Here is a 301-nt window from a genome sequence, read left to right on the forward strand (position 1 = left end):
TGCGTGATGATGCGCACTTTGCACCGGCGCACTCTGCCGGGGCGCGCTCAGGCACCTTCGGCGGCCTTCAGTCCTTTATCGACCTGAATGCGCCCACACCGTCCGATTTGCGTGATGATGCTCACTTTGCGCCAGCGCATTCTACCGGGGCGCGCTCAGGCACCTTCGGCGGCCTTCAGTCCTTTGTCGACCTGAATGCGCCCACACCGTCCGATTTGCGCGACGACGCTCACTTTGCGCCGGCGCACTCTGCCGGGGCGCGCTCAGGCACCTTCGGCGGCCTTCAGTCCTTTGTCGACCT

The 301-nt window shown here is 64.8% G+C and carries 1 protein-coding gene; it reads left to right on the plus strand.

Annotated elements, in window-relative coordinates:
* Positions 1–301, plus strand: a 301-nt coding sequence (locus ACWGTI_RS32865) for a hypothetical protein (protein ID WP_454590707.1), incomplete at both ends; no start/stop codon positions are given.

The sequence above is a fragment of the Mesorhizobium sp. ArgA1 genome (genome assembly GCF_053714375.1).